At 45.0% G+C, this 21197-nt stretch carries 18 protein-coding genes, 1 tRNA gene and 1 pseudogene; 4 read left to right on the forward strand and 16 right to left on the reverse strand.

From position 1 onward, the window contains the following. The first annotated feature begins 98 nt into the window (after positions 1–98). Positions 99–173: transfer RNA gene (locus AYK67_RS08525), tRNA-Gln, on the forward strand. 45 nt (positions 174–218) lie between these two features. On the opposite strand, the gene AYK67_RS08530 is transcribed toward AYK67_RS08525, so the two are convergent. From AYK67_RS08530 to AYK67_RS08565, 8 genes are all read right to left on the reverse strand, one after another. Continuing rightward, positions 219–1049 carry a hypothetical protein gene (locus AYK67_RS08530; protein ID WP_068084905.1) on the reverse strand — a complete coding sequence of 277 codons (831 nt, stop codon included), beginning with the start codon at positions 1047–1049 and terminating at the stop codon, positions 219–221. A 608-nt stretch (positions 1050–1657) separates the two neighbouring features. Next, complete coding sequence (locus AYK67_RS08535) at positions 1658–2626, reverse strand: C-terminal binding protein (protein WP_068084909.1); 969 nt, start codon at positions 2624–2626, stop codon at positions 1658–1660. A 19-nt stretch (positions 2627–2645) separates the two neighbouring features. Then, positions 2646–3557: a dihydrodipicolinate synthase family protein gene (locus AYK67_RS08540; protein WP_068084912.1), complete on the reverse strand. Its 912-nt coding sequence runs from the start codon at positions 3555–3557 to the stop codon at positions 2646–2648. A gap of 3 nt (positions 3558–3560) precedes the next feature. Continuing rightward, on the reverse strand, positions 3561–4769 hold the full coding sequence (locus AYK67_RS08545; protein WP_068084915.1) for an enolase C-terminal domain-like protein: 1209 nt from the start codon (positions 4767–4769) through the stop codon (positions 3561–3563). 120 nt (positions 4770–4889) lie between these two features. Next, positions 4890–6191, reverse strand: a complete 1302-nt coding sequence (locus AYK67_RS08550; protein ID WP_068084921.1) for a TRAP transporter large permease — start codon at positions 6189–6191, stop codon at positions 4890–4892. Continuing rightward, the gene (locus AYK67_RS08555) at positions 6191–6787 is read right to left on the reverse strand and encodes a TRAP transporter small permease subunit (RefSeq protein WP_068084922.1); all 597 of its coding nucleotides are present in this window, start codon (positions 6785–6787) and stop codon (positions 6191–6193) included. Before AYK67_RS08555 ends, AYK67_RS08550 begins: the two co-directional genes overlap by 1 nt. 68 nt (positions 6788–6855) lie before the next feature. Beyond that, the gene (gene dctP / locus AYK67_RS08560; RefSeq protein WP_068084923.1) at positions 6856–7875 is read right to left on the reverse strand and encodes a TRAP transporter substrate-binding protein DctP; all 1020 of its coding nucleotides are present in this window, start codon (positions 7873–7875) and stop codon (positions 6856–6858) included. 194 nt (positions 7876–8069) lie between these two features. Then, positions 8070–8966, reverse strand: coding sequence for a dihydrodipicolinate synthase family protein (locus AYK67_RS08565; protein ID WP_068084927.1), 897 nt, complete (start codon positions 8964–8966; stop codon positions 8070–8072). A 340-nt stretch (positions 8967–9306) separates the two neighbouring features. On the opposite strand from AYK67_RS08565, the gene AYK67_RS17675 reads away from it, so the two are divergent. Beyond that, positions 9307–10017 carry a FadR/GntR family transcriptional regulator gene (locus AYK67_RS17675; RefSeq protein ID WP_068084930.1) on the forward strand — a complete coding sequence of 237 codons (711 nt, stop codon included), beginning with the start codon at positions 9307–9309 and terminating at the stop codon, positions 10015–10017. Positions 10018–10058: 41 nt separating this feature from the next. Further along, a pseudogene (locus tag AYK67_RS08575) lies at positions 10059–11840 on the forward strand (IlvD/Edd family dehydratase). A gap of 57 nt (positions 11841–11897) precedes the next feature. On the opposite strand, the gene AYK67_RS08580 reads toward AYK67_RS08575, so the two are convergent. From AYK67_RS08580 to AYK67_RS08590, 3 genes are read right to left on the reverse strand one after another with little or no spacing between them, the layout of a single operon-like run. Further along, positions 11898–12521 carry a DUF1190 domain-containing protein gene (locus tag AYK67_RS08580; protein WP_068084932.1) on the reverse strand — a complete coding sequence of 208 codons (624 nt, stop codon included), beginning with the start codon at positions 12519–12521 and terminating at the stop codon, positions 11898–11900. Between the two features lie 13 nt (positions 12522–12534). Next, complete coding sequence (locus tag AYK67_RS08585) at positions 12535–12945, reverse strand: DUF350 domain-containing protein (RefSeq protein ID WP_068084935.1); 411 nt, start codon at positions 12943–12945, stop codon at positions 12535–12537. A gap of 15 nt (positions 12946–12960) precedes the next feature. After that, complete coding sequence (locus tag AYK67_RS08590; protein ID WP_068084940.1) at positions 12961–13608, reverse strand: DUF2491 family protein; 648 nt, start codon at positions 13606–13608, stop codon at positions 12961–12963. 516 nt (positions 13609–14124) lie between these two features. Here AYK67_RS08590 and AYK67_RS08595 point away from each other — a divergent pair. Continuing rightward, entirely contained in the window at positions 14125–15285 is a 1161-nt protein-coding gene (locus AYK67_RS08595; RefSeq protein WP_068084942.1) for a glutathionylspermidine synthase family protein, read from the forward strand. Between the two features lie 406 nt (positions 15286–15691). On the opposite strand, the gene AYK67_RS08600 is transcribed toward AYK67_RS08595, so the two are convergent. The 5 genes from AYK67_RS08600 to AYK67_RS08620 all read right to left on the reverse strand — a co-directional run bounded on the left by AYK67_RS08600 (position 15692) and on the right by AYK67_RS08620 (position 20917). Then, positions 15692–16813 (reverse strand): glycoside hydrolase family 88 protein, encoded by a 1122-nt coding sequence (locus AYK67_RS08600; RefSeq protein ID WP_068084944.1) that lies wholly within the window; start codon positions 16811–16813, stop codon positions 15692–15694. Between the two features lie 74 nt (positions 16814–16887). Next, entirely contained in the window at positions 16888–18177 is a 1290-nt protein-coding gene (locus AYK67_RS08605; protein WP_068084945.1) for a TRAP transporter large permease, read from the reverse strand. A 13-nt stretch (positions 18178–18190) separates the two neighbouring features. Then, positions 18191–18646 (reverse strand): TRAP transporter small permease, encoded by a 456-nt coding sequence (locus tag AYK67_RS08610; RefSeq protein WP_082735713.1) that lies wholly within the window; start codon positions 18644–18646, stop codon positions 18191–18193. A 122-nt stretch (positions 18647–18768) separates the two neighbouring features. Then, complete coding sequence (locus tag AYK67_RS08615; protein ID WP_068084947.1) at positions 18769–19743, reverse strand: TRAP transporter substrate-binding protein; 975 nt, start codon at positions 19741–19743, stop codon at positions 18769–18771. A 274-nt stretch (positions 19744–20017) separates the two neighbouring features. Next, a complete protein-coding gene (locus AYK67_RS08620) occupies positions 20018–20917 on the reverse strand; it encodes a dihydrodipicolinate synthase family protein (RefSeq protein WP_068084950.1) in 900 nt (299 codons plus the stop codon). Positions 20918–21197: the final 280 nt, after the last annotated feature.

Raw genomic sequence — 21197 nt, forward strand, 5'->3', positions numbered from 1 at the left:
AAACACGAAATTAGATATTGCGCCCCCAAATGGTTTTGGCTATAAACCGCCTCACCGACGCGATGGAGCGCCACCAAGTGGACAGCTTCAAACGGCATTGGGGTGTAGCCAAGTGGTAAGGCAACGGTTTTTGGTATCGTGTACCGTAGGTTCGAATCCTACCACCCCAGCCAACTTTCTTCCTAAAGATTATTATATAATAGCGATACAATAACAATTTATATGCTATCTAAATTTCGCTTTCTCTCACGCTCGCCCTGACGATATCGTTTGATATATGCCGCGTCTTTCAGTTTTTCCGGCTGCAAATCAAGAACACAGTTCACTAATGATGCAACAGCCTTATCTGAAAAATCCTTGAGTAATGGTATTCGAGGTAGGTCGGGAACATTTTCTAGTTTAATACGTTGTGTTAATGCCCTTAGAAAGTCTTTATCAGAGCCTCTTTTACCAAACGTGGCTTCAGCAGTAACTTCGTTCGTATTATCAATTTTGGCGCACTCAGCATCTCGCGCAACCTCATATATAAACTCGCTAAGCGTAGGCCAGTATTTATAGTCATATTGACAATATAGTCTTCTAACTTTTTCTTGAACATGAAATATGTAATAATAATTTTCATTTGCTTGGGCAGCAATTTCTAGGGTTTGGCAAACACAATTATTAGTATTATCAGAAACTCCAGATAAACCATCAATATTTAATCGTTCATCCAGGAGCGAGGCTAACTCAGCAGCCTTTCTTGCAATATCTGCATTGATCTCTTTTAAACGCTTTTTAGCTTCGCGGGCTTTCGCGCTTTCCTCCGGACCCCAATGGGCTACAGCCAATAAAATACTTTCAATAAAACGATATATTACGTCCTCTCTAGAATTGGCTAAATTATCTAGTTCATTATAAAAATCCATCAGCTCAAAACGTCTTTCGAGCATTCTATCGATAACATTTATACTACAATTATTTATTTTTAATTCTTCATAGTGTTTATTAAGCTTTAGTAATGCGTCCTCACAATTAATTGTCCCAAATTCTTGCTCTTTCGCTCTCATTTGCGTTACTCCTTTTGCTAACAATAAAGTTACTCAAATAATCTACCTCTGTCGGTACCTGAATACATTTTATTTGCTGCAGTTCAGGTACCCTGTAAAATGCACTTAGCCTTTAGTTATTAGTTGTAAAAGTGAACTCCCCATCCTTAAACTTTTTTAGAAACTCCCCCTGCCACTAAACTAAAACGGGCAGCATGACTCTACGCCAAAGCTCCTTCAACAATGGGGAGATTACCGAGTGATTATCTATTCGCCAAGCGCCAATAATTTTACGTTGTTGGTAAGAAAGAACAAAGAAATTGCGAAGCATCGAGAAAACCGCCAGAAACTTTTGTAGTTGGTCTGGAGACTAGTAGCGTTGTATAGTGGGCAATAATCTCGGGTACAAAACAGAGGTGCTAGTAACTGACTCTGGCTTAAGTCATACTCATGATTTACAAGACTAAGCTCTCGCCAGAGTTGAGTGGACGATACCTGATCGGCACGTATTCAAGGCGGTAAGTATGGACCAAATACCGCAAATAAGCTTGATCTTTGTGTGTACCTAACCCTACGGTTTCAAGTCTGAGGTAATTCTGTAAGAAAGCGTATTCTTACATGCTACAGATTTAGCCCTCTTGCATTGGTACCGGCCGGTCTGGTGTTTCGCCTCTTAGCATACTAACTAGGTTTTGGGCCGTTCGAGTGCGGACTTCAATAATGTTACTTGCTGAAAACCAGCCCACATGCGGTGTTATAATTACATTTTGACGCTCTTTAAGTGATTGGGGAATATTGGGTTCGTCCTCAAGAACATCTAGGGCCACAGCAGTTAATAAATCGCCATCGAGTGCTCTAATCAATGCATCGGTATCAATAAGCCCGCCGCGTGACGCATTCACGAGTATCGGCTTTTGTTGCATCTTTTCAAAAACTGCATCATTTAGAATATGGCTCGTACTTGGCATTAATGGGCAATGCAGACTTATCATGTGCGCTTGTTCGCAAATATCATCAAGGCCTCCCAATTCGACCCGATCCGGTAGCCTTTCTTTTACAGCAAAAGGGTCTACCACGATTACCTTTTGTACAAACGGTAGCATTCGCTCGACGAATTCTTTCCCAATACGCCCGTATCCGATAACACCTAATACGCTATTTTTCATGCGTCTTGGTGCGATGACTTTTTTAAAATCCCATATACCAGCACGGGTATAACTTGCATGCTCATTTACACGTTGTTGCAGTGAAAGCATAAGAGCCGCTGCATGTGTTGCAACCTCGCCATCGCCGTAATCTGGAATATGCGCCACTTCGATGCCTTTGGCGCGACAGGCATTAACATCAACTGTTTCATAGCCAGTACCCGGGCGCGAAACGCCCTTACATTGGGTCAGAGCATTAACGAAAGTGGCATCGATATTGGCATAAATATGCAATAAACCACGGGTATCTTTTACCTGCTCAATAAGCTCTTCATCGCGACCGAAGGCCTCAACCAGCTCATAACCAGCTTTTGAAAAAATATCCCGCTCTAGCGACAAGTCGTCATGTTCATGATTTAGGATATGTACCTTGGGACTATTGTTCTTGTTCATTATTATCTCCCGGTAATAATTAGCAGAATTCTGGAAGTACTGTTTGGAGTTTCTTGCGAAGAAAAAAGCTTTCTTCTTTGGGGATTGATCTATAGGGAAAGCGCATGGCCGGTGTTATTGGGCACCACCCGCCAAGTGAGGCCATAAACTTATCAACTGCTGCGTTGCAGTAGCCCTTTTGTTCAATAAACGGTGCCATGTAACTGCGCATAAACAGCTGAATACGCCCTTCAAGCTCAATCGCATCCGGTTTCGATGCTAAACACGCATCAGTCCACTTTTGAGTGGCAACTGGGTTTAAGCAACACACATTGGAATATGACCCTCTTGCACCTTTTAAGGAATCTGTTGCTAGAAAATGACCGGCTACAAAAATAGAAGCATCGTTCTGTAGGTTTGTAGCGCATATTTCATCACTCAACCGAGGCAGTTTAAATCCAATGAGCGAGGGTGTCGCATCAAACAATTCGCGTAGTTCATGTGGCGCGAGGTTTACCTTGGCATGTGGTGGATTATAAAGAACAAGCGGTGTTCCCTCTGCCACACATGCCGCTTTTTGCAAAAATGTTGCCGCTGTTTCTAAGTTACAAGGAAACCAATCGGGTAAAATAACTTGAATAGCTGCAGGTTTAGTACGGGCCGCAAAGGCAACCCGCTTTAGCATGCTTTGCGGGTGGCAGTGGCTTGCACCCACTTGAAATGCCATTCCAGCTTCGTGGCAGGCCATTGCAAGCATTTCGGTTATTTTGCAAAACTCTTCATAGGATTGTGCATAGAACTCCCCCGCCGTTCCGTTCGAGTAAATTCCATCTACACCCGCTTCTATGTAGTAACCGATTTGCTTTGAAAGTATCTCCCACAAAATATCTTCGCCGTGAAGAGGCAAAAGGAGCGTTGCCCAATTCCCCTTTAGCTTATTCGGCGTTAACATGGCTTACTCCCAGTTTTTCTGGCTTTGAGAGAGTTGTTGCAAGCTGGCATCGCTTGGCATGCAGTGGTAAACTGTTGCTGGGTCGTAAGCGTATTTTTGCTCAATCTCCGGCGTTAAGCTCACGCCTAGGCCGATATCGTCTTTTAAGTGGAAGTACCCATTTTTAATACGGCTTTCAAAATCACACATGGCTTGTCGCAGTGCAAATGGTGGCATAGGATATTCGATTAAATCGCAACCAGTGGCAAATGCGGCTACATAATTCGCCATCATGCACACAGGCCCACCCCATGAGTGGACAACAGGGCGCACACTGTTTTGTTGCGCATAATTGCAAACATCAATTGTACTTTGAATTCCGCCTAAAACTGAGGCATCTGGCTGCACAATATCGTAGTATTTTCTCTCTATACGCTCCAGCAGCTCTTCCTTGGTGGTGACAATCTCACCTCCAGCCACATTAATTCCTTCAATCTTCGTTAAGTTGGGGAGTTGGTCAAGTTTATCAAGACCCAAGCATTCTTCAATAAACACGAGTTGCTGGCCTGTCAGCTTTTCAATGGTCTTACAGAAATCAATCACATTCTGTGCAGTTTGACCTTCCATAACAAGGTTTTGCGTCATATCAACAGCAACTTTAATGCCGTATTTTGCAGCCTCGTTAATGGTCCATACAGTTTTGGCAATGTTATCGTGTCGCGCGCGGATTTTAATGGTTTTGATACCGCGCTTGTGCAACTCATCTAGTTCTTTACGCATAAACCGAGGGTGGAGAGAGTCGCCACCTGAGCCGTACATTTCAATAGATTTTACTTTTGTGCCGCCAAACAACTCAACCGCCGGGATTTGACTGTGCTTGGAGAGGGCATCAACCAGAGCGACTTCAAATGCAGACACAACGTGCTGAGCAGCCCCTTGTAATGACCAGTAGCCACATACTGTTCGGGCTTTGCGTACAATAGGAGCAATACCTTCATCTAATGAGCAGCCTTGAATGTTCTGTGCAACCAGATCAGTTATGCTTAGGAAAACTTCGGGGGCAAAAACCCCAAGGTACCCCTCTCCCAATCCAGTTGTTCCATCCGAAAGTGTTATCTCCACCATGGAGCAAATACGCTGATCCTGTGGCAGGTGGAGCAAGTTTTCAGCACTACCTTCGGCTCCATAAGGTGCACTTAATAAAATACTACGCGTTTTCTCGATGGTAAGCATGGGGTTACTTCTTTAGCAGGGAAGGAAAAGGGTGGTTGCTAGTGCAAGCTGTTCCAGCAATGCTGTATGTGCTCTCTCACTACTTACTAAAGGAGGGAGTTTCCTCCCTCCTTCACTTATTTACAGTGCCCAAAGTGCAAGTTGTGGGAAGATCATTACCAGAACCAGAACCGATATTTGCAGTAGAATAAACGGTATGAAGGAGCGGTAGATATCGAACAACGAGATATCTGGCGGGGCAACACTTTTTAGGAAGAAAGCTGAAGCGCCCATTGGCGGTGACATGAATGCAACTTGGATGTTGATACAGAACAGCACACCAAACCAGATTGGATGATACCCAAGGGAAACAACAATCGGAACAAAGATCGGCAGTGTCAGCATGGCAATTCCGATCCAGTCCATGAAGGTGCCAAGGATGAAGAAAATGCCAAGCATGATCAAAATTGTTACGATTGGAGGGGCATCAATGCCTGCAAACAAGCTGGAAATATAAGCACCGCCACCCATCATATTATAGATACCAACAATGGCGATAGCTCCCATACCTGCCCAAATTACTGTTCCGCAGGTATTCACTGTCGCACGTACCGAGGCGTCCAGTATTTTGTAGGTAAAGCGCTTTTTAATGACTAGAATGGCCAATGCACCAACAACACCAAGTGAAGCAGATTCATTAATTGTTGCCATACCGGTGTAAATGGAACCCAAAACCAGGAAGATTAAGCAAGCTGGTAGGATAACAAGGTTAAACGGGCTAACATCGCTATTTTTAATTTTTTCCAGCTCTTCATCGGAAAGTGGCGGACCATCTTGTGGGCGCAAATAACACCAAATAAGGATATAGGCGACATAAGAGAGCATCAAAATGGTGCCGGGTACAACAGTTGCAGTGAACAAATCACTGATTGATGTACGGGTCATCAAACCAAAAATAATCAGCACAATTGATGGGGGGATCATTGTACCCAAAGCACCACCAGCACAAACCGAGCCAATTGCCATGTTTTTGGAATACCCCAAACGCAGCATCTGAGGTAAAGCAAGCAAGCCAAGCAGTACTGTTTCACCACCAATAACGCCAGACATAGCAGCCATGAGGAAGCCTACAGCGATGGTTTGAACAGCTACACCGCCACGCAATTTACCAGCAAGTATTCGAAGTCCGTTAAACAGATCTGTCGACAAGCCCGAGCGGTCCAGTAAACAGGCCATAAGAACAAACATTGGGATCGCACCTAAGCTTGGCTCAGTAACAATGCCATACATACGACTTGTGACAATTGTTAGTGCGTCCGGCCCAAACCAAGAGTAGGCAAATACAATTGCAACAGCACTGGTCGCAAAACCCAGAGGAATACCTGTAAGGAGAATAGCAAAGGCGAGAGTGAACAGAAGGATTGTTGCGGTTTGAATATCCATTACTTGTCACCTCCTTCAGGATGAGCTGACAATTCCCGCTTCAATTCTTTATAGCGGGAATATAATTGGAATGTCGCCTGAACAGCCATAACGACACATGAGATAAACAGGGTCGTTTTGATGATTGCCGGAGCGAAAGAGTTAAAACTGGTACCAGTACGCTCAAGTGAAAAGAGTTCACCCGGACGCATATTAAGTGACGCCCATGCCATAATGGAGGAGATGTATGTTAAGGCATATGTCACTAATAACAGGATGATGCGGTTAATAAAGCGAAGTATAGCTTTCGCTTTATGCGGCAAAAACTGTTCGAGTAGGTCGATTTGGACATGTGTATTTCTTGCCAATGCTTTTATGCCAGAAAGCAAAAATACAACGCCAATGAGTGTGTAAGACGTTTCATAGACCCACAGTGTTGGCGAACCGAACACATAGCGGGATATGATTTCGTAAAATGAAATGAGAGCAACAGCTACAATCAACCACCCGAGTGGACCGAGCAGTTTATCAAGCTTGACATCCACATCGTTGCTAAAGGTAACTGGGTCTTGTTCTACAATTTCTTCTACTTGGGCTTCAACATTATCTGTTGTCATTTTATTCCCCAACAACCTGATAGAAAGCTAGAGCCCCGCTTTTACGGGGCTCTGTGATCGAGGGCTTATTAGATAAGGCCGCGCTCAGTGAGGTAATTGAGTAGAGAATCGTAAACGCGTTTAGATGCTGGAGATTTTTCTGCCCAGCCTGCCCAAATCTTTTTACAGATCGCGCGGAATTTCTTGTTCTCTTCTGGAGCCCAAGAAATCACTTCAACATTTGGATTTTTCTTTACTTCGGCCAATGCTTTCAAATCAAGACCGCGGATCATGGATTCAAACTCGTAGGCTACGTTTTGGAATGTGGTTTCCATAATCAACTGGTCGGCTTTAGAGACGCTGTCCCATGCTTTCTGGTTGATTGCGAGTACCATCTGAGTGGTGGAGTGGAAACCAGGGAAGTTTGGATACTTCGCAATGTCATGATAGCCGAACGCTTGGTTTGCTGCAAAACCAGCCGCATCAGCTGCATCAATTACGCCTTTGTCCAAAGAAGAGTAAATTTCGTTACCTGACATTTGAACAGGCTGTGCACCAACAGCTTCAAACGCTGCAAACGCCATACCTTCTGGTGAACGGATTTTTAGGCCCTTAAGATCCTCGACACCATGAATTGGCACAGTAGAAACAAAAGCCTCAACACCTGGAACCTGAATACCTACAACATACTGACCATAGGGCTTCATGAGGTCTCGCATCAGGTTAAGACCATCATCGTTGTAAACATAATCAAGAAAATCAAGTGCTTGTGACCATGCGCCGACTGGATCACCCATCAAGCCGAAAGCTGGTTCTGTACCTGACCAGAAAGCTGGTGATGCGATTTGTCCTTGAACAACCCCCATGCGTACAGCATTAAACAACTCATCGTAGCGTACAATAGCATCTTGTGGCACGACGTTTATTTCAACGCGGCCTTCTGTCATTACTTTTACTTTTTCAGCCCATGCTTGGTAAACAGGCATACCAGGATCACCAGGTACAGTACTGGTTTGAATTGTCCAAGTTGCAGCAAAAGAAGCAGAAGAGAGCAGCAAAGAAGAGACGAATACTGCTGATCCTACTGTTTTTTTTAAGTTAATACCCATAAGTTGACTCCCGTTCCTATGGATTACTGTTGGATGGGTTGTCGCAAGATTACTATTTAATTTTTCAAGTAATTTTGCGGTTGTTTGCTACGATTCAATTTATTTGTCGTAGCTTTTATTGAGAAAGAACTGAAGTTACCCCTCTTTCTCTATAACTGCTTTGTAAATGGAACTCCTGTATGCTGATATTACCTTTAGGCAATCCAGTCTTTAAAGGCCGGTGCATTTACAGCGTCTTCGATTACTTTTCTCGGATTGTCGCCGCGCAGGCTAAATGGTGCACGTGAAGGACCACAATCAACACCAAGGACTTCAAGGGTTAGTTTGGTGCCTGGCATAACGCCGGTTTGAATGATCGCACGTACATAGTCTTGCGAAATCATTTGCAACTCGCGCATTTTAGCCAAATCATTGGCCTTTTCCGCTTCGTGAATGGCCATGTAAAGGTTACCCAGCACATTGTAAGTGGTGCCAATACCGCCATCAACACCAAGCGCATAAGCGCTGGATAGCAACTCGTCAAAGCCATAGAAATACGCGATTTCTGGACGGGCTTTTTGTAGACATGACAGGCCAAACAGATCCGAGCTGGTGAATTTCAAACCTGTAACATTCGGTAGGTCCAAGACCTTGGTCATTTCATCAATCGGTGTTGGGCGGCCGGTACGGAAAGGCGCTTCATACACGATCACAGGCAAATCAGTTGCTGCAGCCAGATCGCGATAATAGGCAAAAATTTCATCTTGATTGAATGGGAATGAGTGTGGCGGCAACGCCGAGAGCCCATCATAGCCGAGTTCGGCTGCATTTTCAGCCAATGCAATCGCTTCTCTCAAGGAGGGCTGCCCTACATGGGCAATAAGTTTCTTGCTCGTTCCCTTAGCGTAATCTCGGCACTGAATTTGCTGTTCTTTGAGTTCATCAAATGTCATCAGCGCGCCTTCAGCACTACTACCACCCACGAAAAGCCCGGTAATATTCTGGCGCATAACATATTCAAGTATATTTTCCTGGCGCTTAGAGCAGTAATCGCCATTATCCTTGAATCCAGTTAGTAGTGCTACATGTAAACCAGAGAGTACTTTATACATAATATCTCCCAATATTATTCTTATTCTGCATTACATCTTAATGCGCAACTTCTGCATATATCTATAAATTGATTCGCTACTGATATACAATATGGTACACCAATTATTGTAATATTGTTGACAAATAATAAAAATGTGTAGCCTATACAATGTGTGTGCGCAACTTAGTGAGGTGTGGTGGCGAGCAATTATAGCGATAGTAGTACCAAATTTGCATTTCCGTCTATCGTGAAGAGTGAATTCAGTTTTTTGCCATTGGTACGGCTTGAGCGGACAATGAGACTTAGCCTTGGTACTTAGTCTCAATCGATGAAACTATGACCATATCCGGGGAGGAGAAATGGACTTCATAGAGAATAAATTAGGTGCACATGAAATATCATTGAAAATAATCGATGATATACATCATGGTATAATATGTGAAAATTTGCAATTACCTACTGAGAGAGAGTTATCAGAAAAATATTCTGTTTCAAGAACAGTAGTTCGTGAAGCTTTGCTAAGGGTTCAGCTTGAAGGGTACTTAAAAAGCGAACCTGGTAAACGCGCGCGTGTATGTAAACCCAGTATTGCTGATATCATTATGTCAGCTGCTGTGAAGCTGCGTAATCATCTCGGAGATATAGATAGTATACCTCAAATGGAGCAAATAAGACTGTATCTTGAATGCGGCGCCATAAAAGAAGTCGCGGTTAAAGCCACGAATACTCAAATTGCCAAAATCAAAGCGCGACTTGAAGAAAACTACAATGCCATAGGGCAACCTGAGTTTGCTGAGACTGATCGCAATTTCCATCATGCCATTATGGATGTGGTTGGCAATAATATCATTATGGCACTTTATGGCGAATATATCGACGATATGTTGTCGCACCGCCCCTCATGGCAAGAACAAAAAGAACACGATCGTCTTGTTTATAGGGAACACCATACCATTTACGAGGCAATTTTGAATGAAGATGCGCAACTGGCTTCCGATTTGATGGGTGCTCACCTTGAGCGCTCTTATCGCTCGCGTTTATTGGCACCAGCACCTTTTATATTTGATTGACAGAATTCGAAAACTACTTTTAGCGCATTAGGGAGAGAATAATGCATAAAAAACGGCTTCGTTCCCAAGAATGGTTTGACCATCCAGATGCTGACATGGCTTCCATTTACTTCGAGCGCTACTTAAATGATGGTACAACGATGGAAGAGCTACGCTCGGGCAAACCAATTATCGGTATTGCACAAACAGGCTCGGATTTGTCCCCTTGTAACAAGCATCATTTGGTTTTGGCTGAACGCGTTAAGGCCGGTATTCGTGATGCTGGTGGTATACCTTTTGAGTTTCCTGTTCACCCCATACAGGAAAATGGCCGCCGACCCACTGCTGCGTTGGATCGTAATCTGGCTTATCTGGGACTTGTCGAAATTTTACACGGTTATCCTATTGATGGTGTTGTACTTACGATTGGCTGCGATAAAACAACACCAGCGTTGCTAATGGCTGCTGCAACCTTAGACATTCCTTCAATTTGCCTCACTGTTGGACCCATGCTGAATGGGTATCATAAAGGGCAAACGGTTGGTTGTGGTACGATTGTTTGGCAAGCACGGCAAGACTTATCGTCAGGTAAAATTGACCGCCAAGGCTATTTTGATTTAACAGCTGCCCAGGCAACATCACCAGGCTATTGTAATACAATGGGCACCGGCTCGACCATGAACTCTCTGGCAGAGGTATTGGGCATGAGCCTGCCTGGCTGTGCTTCTATACCAGCGCCCTACCGAGAGCGGGGGGAAATTTCTTACAAAACCGGTGAGCGTATTGTTGGTCTGGTTCATGAGGATATTCGACCCTCTCATATCATGAGCAAAGATGCCTTTATTAACGCGATCAAAGTTTGCTCTGCTCTTGGGGGCTCTTCCAATGCGCCTATTCATCTTGGCGCTGTTGCAAAACATATTGGGGTTGAGCTGAGTAATGATGATTGGCAGCATTATGGACATGGCCTTCCACTATTGGTCAATATGCAGCCAAACGGCAAATACTTAAGCGAAGAGTTTCATCGCGCGGGCGGTGTGCCCGGGGTTGTAAGTGAACTTTTGAAGAAAGATCTGCTCAACAAAGAGTGTATGACTGTAACCGGCAAAACTTTTGGAGAAAACTACGCTGAGGCAGAAGTTTACGATTATGACGTTATTTATCCCTTCGATAATCCGTTGAAACCAGCCTCTGGTTTTATCAGCCTTAAAGGAAATCTGTTCCGCTCAGCAATTATGAAAACGAGCGTTATCTCTAAAGAGTTTCGTAAGAAGTATTTATCTAAGCCGAATGATCTCAATGCCTTTGAAGGTAAAGTCGTTGTTTTTGATGGCCGTGATGATTACCGGGAACGCTTGGAAGATCCTAAACTCGGAATCGATGAAAATACCATAATGGTTATTCGAGGTGCCGGTCCAATTGGCCATCCAGGCGGTGCAGAAGTTGTAAACATGCAGCCCCCAGCAGCACTTTACAAGCAAGGTATTACAGCACTTCCCTGCATTGGAGATGGTCGCCAATCTGGCACTTCTGGTTCTCCTTCTATCTTGAATGGCGCGCCGGAAGCCGCAGCTGGCGGTTGTATTGCTTTGCTACAAGATGGAGATGTAGTGCGCATAGATTTGAATACCTGTGAGGCAAATGTATTGCTGAGCAATAAAGAATAGGCAACAAGGCAAAAACAGCTGAAAGACGCAGGAGGATATGAATACCCTGAGAGTCAGACACCTTGGCAGGAAATACAACGTGACATGGTCGATCAATTCGATAATGGCATGGTGTTAAAGCCGGCTGTTAAGTACCAAAAAATTGCACATAAAGGGATCCCACGCGATAACCATTAATACGGCAAGCCTTTATCCTGAGTATTCTGGGTAAAGGCTCACCTCTTTAAAAACCCATTAGCCACCAGCTCTGCGGCCAAAGGATGAGCCAAAGCCACCACGCGAGGCGACCGAGGTACGGGTTTGTTTCTTCACAGCCTTTGGTTTGGTGCTTTTAGGCTTACTAGATGCACTACTCGGTTTGCCCGAAACGCTGCTCGGCTTACCAGAAGCACTGGTGGTTTTGATGCCGGAGCTTTTTTTGCTCGAGGTGCTCGTAAAGTTATAGGGCTGTCCGTAAATGTCATAGGAGCGCCCGTCCTTACCCGGATAAATCGGATGTACACGCTTTTTCCATTTACGCCGGTCTGCAGCTTCATCGGCAATGAAAAAGCCGCTGGCATAGGGCGCATAAAAACTGCCGTAATTACTGCCGCCATTGAAACGACCACAAACATCATAACCGTGCTGCGCTTCGCAAAGTCTCTCGCTTTTGTAACGCGGGCCATCTTTAAAGTCGATTTTATCCCCTGCCTTAAAAGCGACTTTACATTGGTTGAAGCTGTAAACCCCCGAGTGCACGCAATCGTCAAGATCTTTGAAAACGTGCCCGTTAATTTGATTGCGGTCAGAATCACAACCAGCCAGTAGCGCGGTGGCCGAAGCCATGAGAACCAGTTTTAGTTGGCTAGAACGCTTCATATTTCTCTCCAAACTAGTAGGTCATACAAGCGGCGTTCAATAGCCCGACACTTATGGAAATACCACCCAAGTGAATGCCCATGGCGGTTTCGTTGTTTTCGATACGCGAGGCCAGTTTGGGGTAAAACAGACGAACGATGAAATAGGTAATGATTTGAATAAGGCCGGCCAACACGCCCCATACGGCAAAGTCAATAAGGCTGATAGAGTTGGCCGCAGCGCTTGCGATAGGGATAGAAAAACCCAGTACAGCCCCGGTGAAAGAAAGTGAGGCTGCGCCATTGTTTTCTTTAATAAGCTGCATCTCATCATGCGGTGTGATGAATTTGTAAATCACCATGAACACCAGCAGCATGATGAAGGAGAGACTAAAATACAAAAGAAAGGGGAGGACCCCATAGAGGGATTGATAGATCTCGTTCATGATTCACTCCAAAAACTAAATATTCAACTCGTGCTCGGCAAGCATGCGGCCCAGCATATACGCCACACTGCGCTCGCCGCTTTTTTCATCTTCTTCCATGTTCACCAGCAGCATTTCGTTTTGGCCATCGCTTAATGTGCGGCCAAACAGCATGGCGGTTTGGAAAATACGTCGGCTCTTTTTACCCGAGGCGTCTTCAAAGACCTGCTCCCAGTATTGCATCGGCTCTTCATGACGGCTGGAGTTGCCAAACCAGGCCCGCTCATAAACAACCGCACCATTGGGCCCATCTAATGTGAAGGATGGCAGGCAAATGCTGTCGCGCACTTCTTGCCAGTGTTCTTCGGAGGAGGGGTATTGAACGTCATAGTAGGTCCACAACATGATCTCGTCGACGCGTTCGTCGTTGAAGCCGTCCCCCCCCTGTAACTGGAGTAAGAGGCGGTCATCATCGGGATAAAAGCGATGCAGGTGCGACTGTTCCCCCAAATCGCAGTGGCCTTGTGCTACAATCTTGAAGGCTGTTGTTGGAACATCCATAAGGCTGTCGTCTGGCAATATTTTAACGGCGACACTGTCGATGGCTACCGCTCTGTCAATTGTTATACCATGCAATTGGGGTAAGGCAGATTGCTTGTTGGATTTTCGAAAAAAGTTAAACATTGTACGCTTCTGTGCTTTGAGGATGAAAACTTAAGGTGCCGTAATTGAAGGCATAACCGGCCAAGCCATAGAATTTAGCGTTAGTGACGAAGAGCAAGCATTAGGTTGAAGTACAATGAACGCTCTATGCTGCCAGCTCTTAAAGCAACTAGAATGAGGTGGCCCTTCAAATAGTCAACCGTATTTATTAAGTGAATTATTAAAGTAATTACTATTATACCATAGTATATTTATAATTTTATATTTATGAGGCGAATAATTGATTTTCATATGATTATTCCTCAAATAAACGATAATTATAGATGCTTATTTATTATTTGACATATAAAGGCTATTACAAGTATTAGCAATTAAATAACACGTAAAACTTGTGCCTATTAGTTGTAATTATTAATTTTGAGCAGTTCCGCTCCCAATTGGAACAGCTTGGAGAGTAACGCAGACGGCTGGATCATCCAGATCCCCTCCCAATATGCTCTGGTTACTTGCTGCAAGCAAAATAGGGTCTATCATTGTATGAAACGTATTTTTTTACCAGAACGGCCTAACTGGAAGCATCAGGCGGCCGCATTGGGCTTTAATTTTCATAGTATGTATGGACAACCCTATTGGGACGAAACTCGAGCCTATGAGTTCACGCTTTCACAAATAGAAAATGATCTGGAAAGCGTCACCGAAGATCTGAACACATGCTGTCTTGAGCTGGTTGACCGTGTATTGCGTGACGAACAGCTTCTTCAAAAACTCGAAATACCAGAAGCGTACTGGGATTGGATTAACCGTTCCTGGCAGGCAGGCGAGCCAGCACTCTATGGCCGCTTTGATTTACTCTATGATGGTCATGGCCCTGCTAAGATGTTGGAGTTTAATGCGGATACGCCAACATCCTTATATGAAACCGGCTTTTTTCAATGGAACTGGATAGAAGAGCTGATTGGCAATCAACAACTGCCTAGTGATGCCGACCAGTTCAACTCGCTTCAAGATAAACTAATTGCCCGTTTGGCTGATATCGTTGATCCGCAAGAGCATTTGCACTTAACATGTGTGAGTGATGCGAAGGAAGACAGGGCGACAGTAAGCTATTTGCAAGATTGTGCCAAGCAGGCAGGCCTGCAAAGCCACTTTGTTTACCTTGAAGATATCGGGGTTGATGAGCAACACCGTTTTGCCGACCAACATAGTTATGTGATCGACAATCTTTTTAAACTGTACCCTTACGAGATGATGTTTCGCGAAGCCTACGGGCCGATTTTGCCCAAAAGCAATATCCGGCTGATTGAGCCGCCATGGAAAGCCATTCTTTCCAATAAGGGTATTTTGCCGTTGCTTTGGCAGATGTTTCCAAACCACCCCAATTTACTGCCCGCTTATTTTGAAGAGGACGCACAGAAAAGCGCACTGAGCTCAAAGTATGTCAAAAAGCCGTTGTTCAGCCGCGAAGGGGCGAACGTGACCCTGTGTGATCCAAACGGTGTGCAGGAGCAGGCCTCAGGACCTTATGGGCGCGAGGGCTTTATTTATCAAAGCTATCACGCACCGCCGAAATTTGGCGATGACTACTGCGTTATCGGTTCTTGGGTAATTGGCGATGAAGCGGCAGGAATTGGTATTCGAGAAGACCACTCGCGGATAACCAAGGACCTATCGCGCTTTGTACCCCATTATATAAAATAGCCGTTTAATTCCCGCACTTCCAAGCAGACAATGGCTTTATTGCAACGCGGTCCAACACCTTCCTGAATTTGGGGCAGTAAAGGAATTTTGTTAGCTTCGTGGATCCAGATTAATACTGTACGATAGGAAAAGAATTGCCATTCATATGTGAGATATTGAAATATAAAATGATCTGAATGTCTTGCCACTGTTCTTAGTTAGTTTGTAATATCTGAGTTTCACTCGCTCTCAATTAAAGTCATATCAATAATCACGGTTATGGATAGTTTGGATGCTTTAGTAATGGGTCACGTTGTTCAAGAAGAAGTGGCCCATTACACTTTAATAATTGCTCATGGTGTAGGTATTTTTAATACCTCATATTAGCTGCCCAACCTGTACATTTAATTGAATGCTCCGGCATGATTTACCAGAAGAAGTTGCTCTCGCCATTCAAGCGGCGGATCGCCTCGAAATAATAGTAGTCGCCATAGGGCAGCATTGCCCGCTTATCACCGCGTGTTACAAAGTACGCCCCATGGTCTAACAGGCCTTCCGCTTCTGCATTGCCAGTTAAGTCACAATGCTGTTGCAAGCCATTGAGCATCGCGGCAGCTTTTTCCCGATAATGTTCATAGCCTTCAATTTGTGAAAGCGCCGCCACACCGGCACAGGTAATCGCAGTGGCCGAAGAATCCCAAATCACCTCACTGCCTTCAGGCAATGTGTAATCCCATGGACAAATGCCTTCTTCCGTCAAATTGGCCAATGCAAAGCCGGTGACTTTTTCGCAAGCATCAAGGAAGGCTTTATCCTTGGTATAGGCATAAATCTGTGTCAAGCCATGCACCGCCCATGATTGCCCGCGAGACCAGCAGGAACTGTCCGCATACCCTTGTAGGGTTTGGCCATACATCGGCTCTTGAGTGGACGGGTCAAACTTGAAAGTATGGAACGTCGTGCCATCTTCGCGGATCAAGTGCTTCACAGCAGTTTTTGCGTGTGCATACGCCACATCGTAAAAACTTTGAATGCCGGTTTCCTGATGCGCCCAGAATAATAGCGCAAGGTTTTCGAAGCTATCAATCAACATCCGGCCTGCAGCCAACTCGTTGCGGTTTTCAGTGTTGATTTTTGTCAGTGGCCACGCCTGAATAAATTCGCCCATTTGCTGGTACTGCGCCCGTAAAGCCTCCGCCGCCCGCAAAGCCAGCTCACGCGCTTCACGGTTACCAGTCAGCTTGTAATCGGCCACTTGTGTAAGCGAGAACAAAAAACCGAGATCATGGTTCAGCAATTCCGGTACATGCAAGAGGTGCTGGAAAAACGGATTACGCTGCCGCGCCTGGTTCTTAAACCGCTCGTCACCGGTAATTTGGTAGGCAAGCCACAACTCACCCACATAAAAACCGGCAACCCAGTAACCCGGCTCGCACATTTGCCATTTAAAGTCGGCACCGCCAATTTTTGGATTACCCGTGCCAATCGCATCGAAATTGCGGCTAATGTGGTTCACAACATTTTGCTGCAAAACTCGGATTTTTGTCATGATATTCACCAAATGAAGGAAGGGGAGAGAAGCAGGAGAACCTGGGCTCTCCTGCGAGACTTCGGGGGCTACAATTACAACAGGCTTGGCAAATAGGTGCTCACAGCCGGTACAAAGGTGACGATCATCAAGGTCACGAACAGCACGAGGAAGTATGGGATGAGTTCTTTAATAACCTTTTCAACCGGTACACCAGCCACTGCAGATCCGGCAAACAACAGCGTTCCAACCGGCGGTGTAATAATACCTATAGAAAGGTTGAACACGATCATTACGCCGAACTGGATTGGATCCATGCCCACTTCAAGCGCTATCGGCATAAAGATTGGTGTAAAAATTAGAAGTGCAGGTGCAGCGTCCATAAATGTCCCGATAATCAACAGCAGCAGATTTACCACCAACAAGATCAAGATCGGGTTCGGGATCGATAATACCATATCTTTCACGAGTGCCGGAATACCGGTCAGCGCAAATGCCCAGGACATAATACCGGATGCCGCGATCATAAACAGCACCGGCACCGAACCGCGAACCGTTGCAATCACCACATCCCAGTATTCTTTAGGGCTCATTTCACGATAGCAAATAGCCAATAATATCGAATAGACACAAGCAACAGCCGAAGCTTCAGTTGCAGTGAATGCACCGGAAACAATACCCCCCATTACAATCACAACCAGTGATAAAACGGGTATAGCGCGAATAGTGATCAAGAAAGCTTGGCGTATGCCGGGGAACTGTGTAACCGGATACCCCTTTCGTTTGGCAACGATAACCGCCACAATGATACAACCCAGGCCCATCAAAATCCCAGGGATGTAACCAGCCATAAAGAGTGAGGCAATGGAGGTACCGCTTACCAAAGACAAGATGATAAACAGCCCACTCGGAGGTATCAGCATTCCTGTTGGAGCCGAGGCAATATTCGTGGCTGCCGCAAAGGCAGGATCATAGCCTTCATCCCTTTGGGCGCGGGTCAATGTCGTACCCATAGCTGTTGCTGAGGCAATTGCCGAACCGCTGATTGCACCAAAGATCATATTACCGATGATGTTGGTAATTGCCAGTGCCCCGGGTATAGAGCCGGCAATCAACTTTGAGAAATCAATCAATCGCTGAGCTGTACCGGAGCGGTTCATCATATTACCAGCAAATATGAAAAATGGCAGGGCAATCAATGCGAAACTATCGAGGCCAGAAAAAATCTTCTGACTTGCAATATAAAGCGAGCTTTCCAGAGGAATAAAAGCAGCAATAGAGAGCAACGCCGATGCCACCATAACGACACCGATGGGAATGCCTGTTATGAGTAGTGCAGCAAAAACGCCAATCAGGATCATAATGGCTTGTTGTGTGATATCCATGACAATGCCCCGCTTATTCTTTTATGATTTCAATAAGTTTGACAATAATTGCCACAACGCTCAACACACCGGAGATCATGAAGACGCTGTAAACAGTGCCAATTGAGATTCCGAGAACCGGAGACACCTGCGATAAGTTGGAGATAAAAACTTGATAGCCGCCGTATAAGAAAACGCTCAGCGTGAAAACCAACATGACGCTTTGTGTAAACAGTTTGGAAAGTTTGGCGCTCATGCCTCGTAAACTGCCGGTCAACAATGTCATACCAAAGTGCAAATCATTGTATGTGGCATATGCCGAACCAAGAATGACCAGCCAAATCGTAGAGAACCGCAGGGCTTCTTCTGTAAAGGTGCTCGGATCATTCAGGATAAAGCGGGAGACGACTTGCCAAGTTGTTAGGCACAACATGAGCACAAATATGGAGCCAAGCAGGATCTCCATACATAAGTTGAAGTGTTTCTTCATGGGGCCATCCTACAGAGCTTGTCGTAGGCCAGACCTCACCGACAAGATTGTAATTTGTATTTGTTTTAGCGTTTAACACGCATTGGAGCAGCGCCCGACAGGGTGTCGGGCGCAACCTTTACTTACTTTTTTGCTGCCGCAATTGCATCCAGAACTTTTTGTGCTTCTGGCTGTTCAGCAACAAGTTCGTCATAGATTGGTTTCACTTTAGCTTGGAAAGCAGCTTTGTCAGCTTCGTTGAATTTGATGCCTTGGCGCTCTGTTGCTTCCTTGACAGATTTGTCAACAACGTTCATTGCCAAACCGATTTCATACTCGGTTGCTTCTTTACCAGCTTGCTTAACGGCTTTCAGCTGCTCGGCGGTGAGCTTGGCTTTTGTCGCATTACCCATAATGATGAATTCAGGGTAATTGAAGTGCTCATCCCAAGAGTAATACTTGACGACTTCACCATGACGGTGTTCGATCAGCGCTTGAACAGCATTTTCTGCACCATCAACAACACCTTGGCTCAGAGCAGTGTAAACGTCGCCCATTGGTAGCGGAGTTGGAGACGCGCCCAACAGTTCCATGGTTTTGATCGCCATCTGACTGTTCATCACACGGATTTTCATACCTTTAAGGTCATCCGGCTTATAGATTGGCTTATCTTTGGTGTAGAAGCTACGTGGACCGATAACAAAGTAATTGACAGCAATAATGCCGTCTTTTGCCATACCATCAAAAATCAGTTTGCCGGCTTCACCGTTCATAGAGTCAATCAGGTGCTGCGTGCTTGCAAAAACGTAAGGGAGCGTTACAGGCTTCACAGAATTAGTAAAGCTATCCAGCGTTGAAGAGGCGACACGTGCCATATCCAGCACACCTTGCTTCACCTGCTCAACGTTTTCGCGCTCATTTCCTAGAATACCGTTGGAGAATACTTGAACAGTTACTTCACCGTTCGTTAACTCATTCACACGCTTGGCGAAGAACTTAACACCTTCCGCGTTCGGCACACCTTCAGGCATTGTATCAGCCAAACGCAAAGTTGTTGCGTAGGCACCAGTTGCCATAGTCATACCAATCAGTGCAGCAGCGATTTTAGTGAATTTCATCTCATAACCTCATAGCAATCTTGTTTCGCATCAGTTGATCACGAAAACAATTTGTTATTTCAAACCCCTAACTTAGACCGTGATCTAAAGTTGAGGCTGTTTAGAGCGGAGGTAGAATTAATGACTATGCTTGGATACCTTTGGGGGGCTTAATTCATAGTCATTTAGTTTTCATGATTTACCTCCCAATGAAATCATGAAAATACTTTAAACGCGTTAATTCTATAAAGCGCTATTTAAGACAGGTGGGCAGCTGTGCTGCCCAGTCTTCAATTTACTTGGCAATCCAGTCTTTAAAGGCCGGTGCATTTACAGCGTCTTCGATTACTTTTCTCGGGTTGTCGCCGCGCAGGCTAAATGGTGCGCGTGAAGGACCACAATCAACGCCAAGGACTTCAAGGGTTAATTTGGTGCCTGGCATAACACCGGTTTGAATAATCGCACGCACATAGTCTTGCGAAATCATTTGCAATTCGCGCATTTTAGCCAAATCATTGGCCTTTGCCGCTTCGTGAATGGCCATGTAAAGGTTACCCAGTACATTGTAAGTGGTGCCAATACCGCCATCAACACCAAGCGCATAAGCGCTGGATAGCAACTCGTCAAAACCATAGAAATACGCGATTTCTGGGCGGGCTTTTTGCAGGCATGACAAGCCAAACAGATCCGAGCTGGTGAATTTCAAACCTGTAACATTCGGCAGGTCCAAGACCTTGGTCATTTCATCAATCGGTGTTGGGCGGCCGGTACGGAAAGGCGCTTCATACACGATCACAGGCAAATCAGTTGCTGCAGCCAGATCGCGATAATAGGCAAATATTTCGTCCTGATTGAATGGGAATGAGTGTGGCGGTAAAGCCGAGAGCCCATCATAGTCGAGTTCGGCTGCACTTTCAGCCAATGCAATCGCTTCTCTCAAAGAGGGCTGTCCTACATGGGCAATAAGTTTCTTGCTCGTTCCCTTAGCGTAATCGCGGCACTGAATTTGCTGTTCTTTGAGTTCATCAAATGTCATCAGCGCGCCTTCAGCACTACTACCACCCACGAAAAGCCCGGTAATATTCTGGCGCATAACATATTCAAGTATATTTTCCTGGCGCTTAGAGCAATAATCGCCATTATCCTCGAAGCCAGTTAGTAGTGCTACATGTAAACCAGAGAGTACTTTATACATAATATCTCCCAATATTATTCTTATTCTGCAGCACATCCTAATGCGCCGTTTCTGTATATCTTAATACAGTGATTCGAACCAGATATACAATATGGTGTACCACATACATAATTATTGTTGACGCTAAAGTCAAGAATGTTTTCAAAATTAGAAATTTAGTTCAATATGGTTGATTTTTATAGACCAAACAGGCAATTTGGTTATGGTATATGTGAAATATGTCATCTCATAGGCAGGGTATGTCGTTATTTTTCCTCATTCTGAGGAGAAACTAAAGCCA

Source organism: Polycladidibacter stylochi, from assembly GCF_001562055.1.
GTDB lineage: Bacteria > Pseudomonadota > Alphaproteobacteria > Rhizobiales > Stappiaceae > Pseudovibrio > Pseudovibrio stylochi.

Bases quoted from the DNA above. Each gene is read 5' to 3' on its own strand.
- AYK67_RS08530 (WP_068084905.1), bottom strand. From the start codon at position 1,049: ATGAGAGCGAAAGAGCAAGAATTTGGGACAATTAATTGTGAGGACGCA.
- AYK67_RS08535 (WP_068084909.1), bottom strand. From the start codon at position 2,626: ATGAACAAGAACAATAGTCCCAAGGTACATATCCTAAATCATGAACAT.
- AYK67_RS08540 (WP_068084912.1), bottom strand. From the start codon at position 3,557: ATGTTAACGCCGAATAAGCTAAAGGGGAATTGGGCAACGCTCCTTTTG.
- AYK67_RS08545 (WP_068084915.1), bottom strand. From the start codon at position 4,769: ATGCTTACCATCGAGAAAACGCGTAGTATTTTATTAAGTGCACCTTAT.
- AYK67_RS08550 (WP_068084921.1), bottom strand. From the start codon at position 6,191: ATGGATATTCAAACCGCAACAATCCTTCTGTTCACTCTCGCCTTTGCT.
- AYK67_RS08555 (WP_068084922.1), bottom strand. From the start codon at position 6,787: ATGACAACAGATAATGTTGAAGCCCAAGTAGAAGAAATTGTAGAACAA.
- dctP (WP_068084923.1), bottom strand. From the start codon at position 7,875: ATGGGTATTAACTTAAAAAAAACAGTAGGATCAGCAGTATTCGTCTCT.
- AYK67_RS08565 (WP_068084927.1), bottom strand. From the start codon at position 8,966: ATGTATAAAGTACTCTCTGGTTTACATGTAGCACTACTAACTGGATTC.
- AYK67_RS17675 (WP_068084930.1), top strand. From the start codon at position 9,307: ATGGACTTCATAGAGAATAAATTAGGTGCACATGAAATATCATTGAAA.
- AYK67_RS08580 (WP_068084932.1), bottom strand. From the start codon at position 12,521: ATGAAGCGTTCTAGCCAACTAAAACTGGTTCTCATGGCTTCGGCCACC.
- AYK67_RS08585 (WP_068084935.1), bottom strand. From the start codon at position 12,945: ATGAACGAGATCTATCAATCCCTCTATGGGGTCCTCCCCTTTCTTTTG.
- AYK67_RS08590 (WP_068084940.1), bottom strand. From the start codon at position 13,608: ATGTTTAACTTTTTTCGAAAATCCAACAAGCAATCTGCCTTACCCCAA.
- AYK67_RS08595 (WP_068084942.1), top strand. From the start codon at position 14,125: ATGAAACGTATTTTTTTACCAGAACGGCCTAACTGGAAGCATCAGGCG.
- AYK67_RS08600 (WP_068084944.1), bottom strand. From the start codon at position 16,813: ATGACAAAAATCCGAGTTTTGCAGCAAAATGTTGTGAACCACATTAGC.
- AYK67_RS08605 (WP_068084945.1), bottom strand. From the start codon at position 18,177: ATGGATATCACACAACAAGCCATTATGATCCTGATTGGCGTTTTTGCT.
- AYK67_RS08610 (WP_082735713.1), bottom strand. From the start codon at position 18,646: ATGAAGAAACACTTCAACTTATGTATGGAGATCCTGCTTGGCTCCATA.
- AYK67_RS08615 (WP_068084947.1), bottom strand. From the start codon at position 19,743: ATGAAATTCACTAAAATCGCTGCTGCACTGATTGGTATGACTATGGCA.
- AYK67_RS08620 (WP_068084950.1), bottom strand. From the start codon at position 20,917: ATGTATAAAGTACTCTCTGGTTTACATGTAGCACTACTAACTGGCTTC.